The 6856-nt window shown below is 59.6% G+C and carries 8 protein-coding genes and 1 pseudogene; 6 read left to right on the plus strand and 3 right to left on the minus strand.

Annotated elements, in window-relative coordinates; translation table 11 throughout:
* The 3 genes and pseudogenes from AACS18_RS23205 to AACS18_RS06785 all read left to right on the plus strand — a co-directional run.
* Positions 1 to 188, plus strand: a pseudogene (locus AACS18_RS23205) (oxidoreductase); the annotation flags it as partial.
* Between the two features lie 74 nt (positions 189 to 262).
* Positions 263 to 388 carry a hypothetical protein gene (locus AACS18_RS06780; protein ID WP_005339521.1) on the plus strand — a complete coding sequence of 42 codons (126 nt, stop codon included), beginning with the start codon at positions 263 to 265 and terminating at the stop codon, positions 386 to 388.
* 137 nt (positions 389 to 525) lie between these two features.
* Positions 526 to 858 carry a DUF2799 domain-containing protein gene (locus AACS18_RS06785; RefSeq protein ID WP_064335097.1) on the plus strand — a complete coding sequence of 111 codons (333 nt, stop codon included), beginning with the start codon at positions 526 to 528 and terminating at the stop codon, positions 856 to 858.
* A 20-nt stretch (positions 859 to 878) separates the two neighbouring features.
* Here the strand turns inward: AACS18_RS06785 and AACS18_RS06790 are convergent, their stop codons facing one another.
* Together AACS18_RS06790 and AACS18_RS06795 are read right to left on the minus strand one after the other, a co-directional pair.
* On the minus strand, positions 879 to 1043 hold the full coding sequence (locus AACS18_RS06790) for a hypothetical protein (protein ID WP_005339525.1): 165 nt from the start codon (positions 1041 to 1043) through the stop codon (positions 879 to 881).
* 112 nt (positions 1044 to 1155) lie between these two features.
* On the minus strand, positions 1156 to 1590 hold the full coding sequence (locus AACS18_RS06795; protein WP_005339527.1) for a flagellar basal body-associated protein FliL: 435 nt from the start codon (positions 1588 to 1590) through the stop codon (positions 1156 to 1158).
* 145 nt (positions 1591 to 1735) lie between these two features.
* On the opposite strand from AACS18_RS06795, the gene AACS18_RS06800 reads away from it, so the two are divergent.
* The gene (locus AACS18_RS06800; protein WP_005339534.1) at positions 1736 to 2272 is read left to right on the plus strand and encodes a chorismate--pyruvate lyase family protein; all 537 of its coding nucleotides are present in this window, start codon (positions 1736 to 1738) and stop codon (positions 2270 to 2272) included.
* Positions 2269 to 3138, plus strand: a complete 870-nt coding sequence (ubiA, locus tag AACS18_RS06805) for a 4-hydroxybenzoate octaprenyltransferase (RefSeq protein WP_005339536.1) — start codon at positions 2269 to 2271, stop codon at positions 3136 to 3138. The genes AACS18_RS06800 and ubiA overlap by 4 nt, the downstream gene beginning before the upstream one ends.
* A 69-nt stretch (positions 3139 to 3207) precedes the next feature.
* Here the strand turns inward: ubiA and plsB are convergent, their stop codons facing one another.
* Positions 3208 to 5631: a glycerol-3-phosphate 1-O-acyltransferase PlsB gene (plsB, locus tag AACS18_RS06810; protein WP_019446525.1), complete on the minus strand. Its 2424-nt coding sequence runs from the start codon at positions 5629 to 5631 to the stop codon at positions 3208 to 3210.
* 204 nt (positions 5632 to 5835) lie between these two features.
* Between plsB and lexA the strand changes: the two genes are divergently transcribed.
* Complete coding sequence (gene lexA / locus AACS18_RS06815) at positions 5836 to 6459, plus strand: transcriptional repressor LexA (protein ID WP_108613989.1); 624 nt, start codon at positions 5836 to 5838, stop codon at positions 6457 to 6459.
* Positions 6460 to 6856 lie beyond the last annotated feature (397 nt).

Consider the following 6856-nt stretch of genomic DNA (forward strand, 5'->3'; position numbering starts at 1 on the left):
TGCAGGGGGTCGATTCGGTGATGTGCCCGTTTGAACGTCGTCAACTGGCATGGCAGCGACTGGCACGGGATCTTCCCGCCAGCTTCTTTGAACAGGCGGTTACCGAGATTGGGCTGGAGCAGGTAGTGGAGGCCGCCGAGGCCATTACGCAAGGCCAGATCGCCGGTCGCACTCTGGTCAAACTTTGAACTCTCTCTGACTGGCGAGCCCGACAATTCCGGATAAAATTGGAGTGCGGGTGAACTATCCAAGGAGAGTGAAGATGGGTGGACACAAGCCGGATTACGACTCCTCTGATGATGATTGGGAGCCGGATTCCTGGGAAGAAGAGCTGGATCAGTGGGAAGATGAAAGCTGGCAGGATGATGACACTTTCGATGACCAGTGAACCACGGCATTGAATGAACAGGCGGGCTTTGGGCCCGCCTGATTTTTTTGCCGCGCTCACATGGCTGAGTGTTCGCCCTTGGTCAGGGGCGGGGCGCTGGGTAGAATGAACTGCCCAAATGACGCTCAAGGATGACTATGCGACTCTTCATCATATTGTTGGCTGCCCTGCTGGGTGGCTGTGTCTCCAACGATGATCCCTGCGAGAAGGTATGGAGTGAGGTTGGGGAGGCGGATGGCAAGCTGGGCTTCACCACCGAGCGGATCGAGTTCCATCAGGGCCAGTGTGGCAAGAAGGTGGATGCCGAACTGTGGAAGCAGGGACATCAGAAGGGATTGGCATGGTATTGCCGCCCCGAGCATCTCTATCTGGCTGGCCGCTCAGGCGAGGAGTATCGCGGCGTTTGCCCGAATGATACCCAGGCACGCAGATTGTTCGAACAGGGGCGTCAGGGGTGGACCGATCAATAACGCCCTGACAGGGAGGGGTGTTACTCCTCTTTCAAACGCAGCGGCTGGCAGAGGTAACCCTTGTCATTGGCACTGCGGGCGCACTTGCTGCAGACAAACTTGGGTTTGCGGACTATCTTGCGCAACGCCTTGAGATCGGTGGGGATCTCGTGGCGGCGCCATTCACACAGGGTTTTGCTGCCCATAACGACTACCTCTACGACTTGACGGCCGTATTGTAATCGATTTTCATTTCGAATAAACCGACAAAGCTCGCTTATTGGCCGATATGCCAATAAGCGATTGTTTCGGGAGGGATTACTGGTAGAGGAACTTGGTGAAGATAAGCTCGCGCACCGCTTTCTTGCCGGTCTCTTTCACCAGCAGTTCGTTGACGGTTGTCTCGCACTCCTTGCGCAGCTCTTCTCGGTTGGTCAGGGACTTCACTTGATCGGCATTTTTGCTGCCAATCAGGCGGATGATGGCATCGCGGATCAGCGGGTCATGCTGCTCCAGCAGCTTGAGATCGGCCTCGTTTTCCGCCATCAGCTCTACCGTGACCCGGATATAACCGAGGGTTTTGCTATCACTCAGGTAGTTGGTGATGATGTCGGGATCGAGCGCGTGGTAGGAGAAACCAGGCTTGGCAGCCCCCTCTGCGCCCTCGGCGGGCGGCTCATCTTCAGCCAGAGCTTGCTGCTGCAGGGCGCCACAGCTCAGTAACAACACCAGCAGAATTTTGAAGATCTTCATATAGATGGCTCATCAGCAAGAGATAACCCATTTTTGATGTTGCCATCGGGGCCGTCAAGCACGGATGTTCTTACATTTCGCTATTGATTTACGGATAATAAACCGGATTTTAACCTGAACACGGAAATCTCTGGATGGTGAAGCTGTGAAGTCCGAGTTGACTGTTCCCCTCACGCCGTTAAGCGGGTGGCTCGCTCCCGAATGTTGTGAATTGCCTGCCAGCTTGCGCCCCTGGCTGCTGGAGCCCGGCTCCATGACCCGGCGGCTGCGTCAGCACAATCGCCACTTTTCGGTGGAGTGGCTGGGCAATCACCCGGTCGCCCTTACTGCCGATGAGCAGTGGCTGGTGGATTCGGCCTCGCCGGCCGGCACCTGCCGCGAGGTGATCCTGCACGGGGATCGTGGGCCCGCCGTGCTGGGCTGGACCCTGTTTGCCGATGACGCATTGCAAGGGAGCGGCATTGCCGAGCTTGGCGAGCAGCCGCTGGGTGAGCGGGTATTTGGCCATGAGCCTGCCCGCCGCGATCATCTGCAACTGGCCCGTTTCGATATTGCCGCCAATCCCCGTTGCCCGGCCGCCACTGTCTGGGGGCGTCGTTCCCGTCTGTTTCTGGGGCAGTGGCCACTGCTGGTGCACGAGCTGTTTCTGCCCTCTCTCGTCTGTGACAAGGAGCTGGAGTGAATCTGTTAACCAAGGAGCGGGGACTTGCCTATATGCAGTTGGCCCGCGTCGACAAACCCATAGGTACTCTGCTGCTGCTGTGGCCAACCCTGTGGGCGCTCTGGCTGGCCGCTGGTGGCCTGCCCAATCTCTGGGTGCTGACCGTGTTTGTGGTCGGCGTCTTTCTGATGCGCTCGGCAGGGTGCGTGATCAACGACTATGCGGATCGCAACTTCGACGGCCATGTCAAACGCACCGCTGGTCGCCCCTTGCCCACGGGCAGAGTCAAACCGTGGGAGGTGCTGGCTCTCTTCTTCGTGCTGGCGCTTATCTCGTTTGGTCTGGTGCTGACCATGAATCCGCTCACCATCGGTCTGTCGTTTGTCGCCCTGCTGCTGGCGGTGAGTTACCCCTTCATGAAGCGCTTTATCTCGAATCCCCAGCTGGTGCTCGGGATGGCCTTCTCCTGGTCGATCCCGATGGCCTATGCTGCGCAGGCGGATGCCCTGCCGCTGGTGGCCTGGTTGCTCTTCTTTGCCAATCTGCTCTGGACGGTGGCTTACGACACCCAGTACGCCATGGTGGATCGGGATGACGACCTCAAGATCGGCCTCAAATCCAGCGCCATCCTGTTTGGTCGTTACGACAAACGGATCATCGGCGCATTGCAACTCTCGACGCTGCTGCTGCTGCTGGCGGTCGGGCAGCTGATGACGCTGGGGGGCTGGTATTACTGGGGATTGCTGGGGGCGGCGGTGCTGTTTGTCTATCAGCAGCGGCTTATTCGCGAGCGGCAGCGGGAAGCCTGCTTCCAGGCGTTTCTCAACAACAACTATGTGGGGGCGCTGGTGTTTGCCGGTCTGGTGCTCGATTACCTGCTGGCGTGACATGTTCCCGCGCAGACTCCGATAAAAAAGAAGGCCGCATCATGCGGCCTTCTTTGTTTGCGTTGCAGACTAGAGCTGGTTGCCCGCCTGAATTGTACGGCGGATCTTGTTGCTCAGCAGCGGCACTATGTTGTCGGCCAGCGCCTGGAAGCGGCCGAGATCCGGCTTGCACTCGGGAGAGAGGTAGCCCTCCTTGCGCAGTGTGTGGATCAGGGTGCTGAACAGCTTCTGGTCGAAGAACTCGGGGGCGTTGATGCCGTGCAGGGTGCCGAGGCGCTCTGCCATCATCAGGCCGTCCGCCTCGAGCTGCTCCGCCTCGATATGAGGCTGGGCCAGCACCCGGGTCAGCACGATGGCGTAGCGTTGCAGGGTCTCCTGAATGCTCTCCGCCAGCAGCAGCAGGCGCATCTGGTTGGCCGGATTGACCCAGTAGCCGTCATCGCGGGTCTCGATCAGTTGCTGGGTCTGCAGCGCGTCGAGCAGGCTGTCGACCAGCGCCGGCAGCTCCTCCTCTTCATAACGCAGGAACAGCTCGGTCTTGAGCAGCGGATAGATGTCGATGCAACGGGCCATGATCTCGCTGCGGGAGATCCCTTCGCACCGTTCGATCAATGCTGCCACCAGAGAGGGCATGGCGAACAGGTGGAGGATGTTGTTGCGGTAGTAGGTCAGCAGGATCGCCTGATAGCGGTCGAGACTGATGATCTGCCCCAGCTTGTCCTCGCTCACCTCGAACTTGTTGAGCTCCATCGCCTGATCCAGCAGGGTCTTGGCATCCTCATCCGGAATGGTGCTCTGCGGGCTGTAGGGCACCGCCTTGAGCAGATCCAGATAGGTGTTGAGCTGGGCCTGCAACTCGTCGCGGGTCAGGGCGTGGCGCTCGGCGGCCAGCAGCGCCAGCGCACTCAGGGTCAGGCCGTTGACCGCGGCAGCGCCGTTGATGCGGGTCATCAGCAGTTCGGCCAGATTGTTGACGGTGCCCGCCATCCACTCCGGACGCTCCTCTTCCCCGATGTGCTTTTTCCAGTCGGGGATATGTTCGCTCAGGTAGCTGTTGAGGGTCAGCGGCTCGCCGAAGTTGACGAAACCACGGCCGTAGTTGCGCAGCTTGCGCAGGATGCCGAGCACCTGCAGGAAGCTCTCCTTCTCCTTGCGACTCCCCTTGAGCTCGTTGTGGTAGGTGTTCACCTCCATCACGTGCTCGTAACCCAGATAGACCGGCACCAGAGTGACCGGCCTGTCCAGCCCGCGCATCATTGCCTGCAGGGTCATCGCCAGCATGCCGGTCTTGGGCGGCAGCAGACGGCCGGTACGGGAGCGGCCACCCTCGGTGAAGAACTCTACCGAGTAACCCTTGGCAAACAGCAGGTTGAGGTATTCCCGGAATACCGTGCTGTAGAGCGGGTTGCCCTTGAAGGTGCGGCGAATGAAGAAGGCGCCGCCGTGGCGGAAGATGGGGCCCGCCGGCCAGAAGTTGAGGTTGATGCCTGCCGCGATATGGGGCGGCACCATCCCCTGGTGGTAGATGACGTAGGAGAGCAGCAGGTAGTCCATGTGGCTGCGGTGGCAGGGAACGTAGACGATCTCGTGTCCTTCCTGCGCCAGTTGGCGCACCTTCTCGGCGCCATTGACCGACAAACCGCGGTAGAGCTTGTTCCACAGCCAGCCGAGGAAGCTCTCGCCCAGGCGGATCAGCCGGTAAGAGAAGTTGGAGGCGATCTCGTCCATGTAGCCATGGGCGCGCTTTTGCGCCTTCTCGAGGCTGATCCCCTCACGCTGGGCCTCCTCTTCAATCGCCTGCTGGATCACCGCGGAGTCGAGCAACTGCTTGAACAGCAGGTTGCGGTTCGGCAGTTTCGGGCCGGTGGCGGCCAGCTGCTGGCGGCTGAAGTGGGTACGGGCCACTCGCGCCAGCTTGTGGGCGATCGCCTCGTCGGTGCCGTGTTTGTCCGCCATGTAGCGCAGGGAGAGCGGCGGCGAGAAGCGCACCAGATTCTCGCGGCCCTTGAGGATCACGATAAGTGCCTTCTTCAGCCGGTTCGGCGCCAGGCTGCTGATGATGTTGAGGCCGGAGGCTTCTTCCCCTTCCCGACCCGGAGCGCGGCCCCAGAACAGGGTGACGGGCACCACCTGGATATCCAGCTCGGGATCCTGCTTGTGCAGATCCAGCAGCTGGTGGAACTCCTGCAGGAAGGGGAGCGGTTTGCTGCGTTTGCCAAACAGGGGAGGCGGACGATCCAGACAGACATAGCGCGGCAGCAGCTGGCCGTTAAGTTCCAGCGGCGTGAAGGGACCGGGCAGACCGAGATCCTCGCAGCACTGCTGCAAGGTCATCAGGTCGGTGATCGAACTGGTTTTCAGGGCATAGACGATGGGTCTGGCCGGATCCAGATTGAGTTCTGTGATGGGATTTTCCGGCAGGCTCTTGTGATTGACCAAGCCGCTGACCGGCCATTGCAAGATGGCTCTGGAAATCTTCTGTCCTAGGGACATGTGCGTCTGCTCTCCAAAAAAATGCGGCGTGAGCATAGCAAATCGACAGCCCCTTGTCGCCGAGAGGTACGATGAGTCGGCTGCGCAGGATCAAAACAGCAGTAAATGAGGGGTTGGTTGCGACAAATGTGAGCTGCGCCTTGCCTTGGCCACTGCACTGTATATACTGCCAGTGTGCTGTATAAAAAGACAGGTGCCAATTCTATGAAACCCCTTACCCCCCGCCAGGCCGAAGTGCTGGAGCTGATCAAGGTGAACATGAGCAAGACCGGTATGCCGCCGACTCGTGCCGAGATTGCCCAGAAGCTTGGTTTCAAGTCGGCCAATGCGGCCGAAGAACATCTGAAGGCCCTGGCCAAAAAAGGGGTCATCGAGATCATGCCGGGCACGTCCCGCGGCATTCGCCTGTTGCTCGAAGAGGAAGAGGTGCTGGAAGAGAGCGGCCTGCCGCTCATCGGCAAGGTCGCTGCCGGTGAACCCATCCTGGCTCAGGAGCATATCGAGAGCCACTACCAGGTGGATCCCGCCCTGTTCCATCCACGCGCAGATTTTCTGCTGCGGGTACAGGGGATGAGCATGAAGAACATCGGCATTCTGGATGGCGATCTGCTGGCGGTGCACAAGACCCAGGAGGTGCGCAACGGTCAGGTGGTGGTCGCCCGTCTCGATGAGGATGTCACCGTCAAGCGCTTCCAGCGCAAGGGCAGTCAGGTATGGCTGCTGCCGGAGAATGAAGAGCTCTCCCCCATTGAGGTGGATCTCTCTTGCCAGCAGCTCACCATCGAAGGACTGGCTGTCGGGGTGATCCGCAACGCTGACTGGATGTAATCCTCCCCGCCAACTGCGTTTGCCACACGGCCTCCTTCGGGAGGCCGTGCTGTTTCTGGCGCACTTTCCCTGTCATATCAAACAGATCATCGGCGGCGGCATTTTTGTCCTGCGCGACCGGCTACCAATCATCCATTTCAGATATATGCTCAGATCAGTGCCCTGTCGCCGAGACTGGGCTTGGCACCTCCCTCTGACCATCACAATGCGTCGGTACGGGAGGGCCGGTAACAACGAGAATCGGGCAGTACACCTTCACGGGATATGAAGGGGGAGTGGGGAGATCCCGAGCCTTGTCAGGCAAAGGGGACCACTCGTAATGGTTGCAGATAGTCGTGACGGGCCTGTTCCCAGTTCAGGCCGACGAAGCAACATGACCTGTCGGTCAAGGAGGACT

The organism is Aeromonas sp. HMWF015, from assembly GCF_963878965.1.
Taxonomy (GTDB): domain Bacteria; phylum Pseudomonadota; class Gammaproteobacteria; order Enterobacterales; family Aeromonadaceae; genus Aeromonas; species Aeromonas veronii.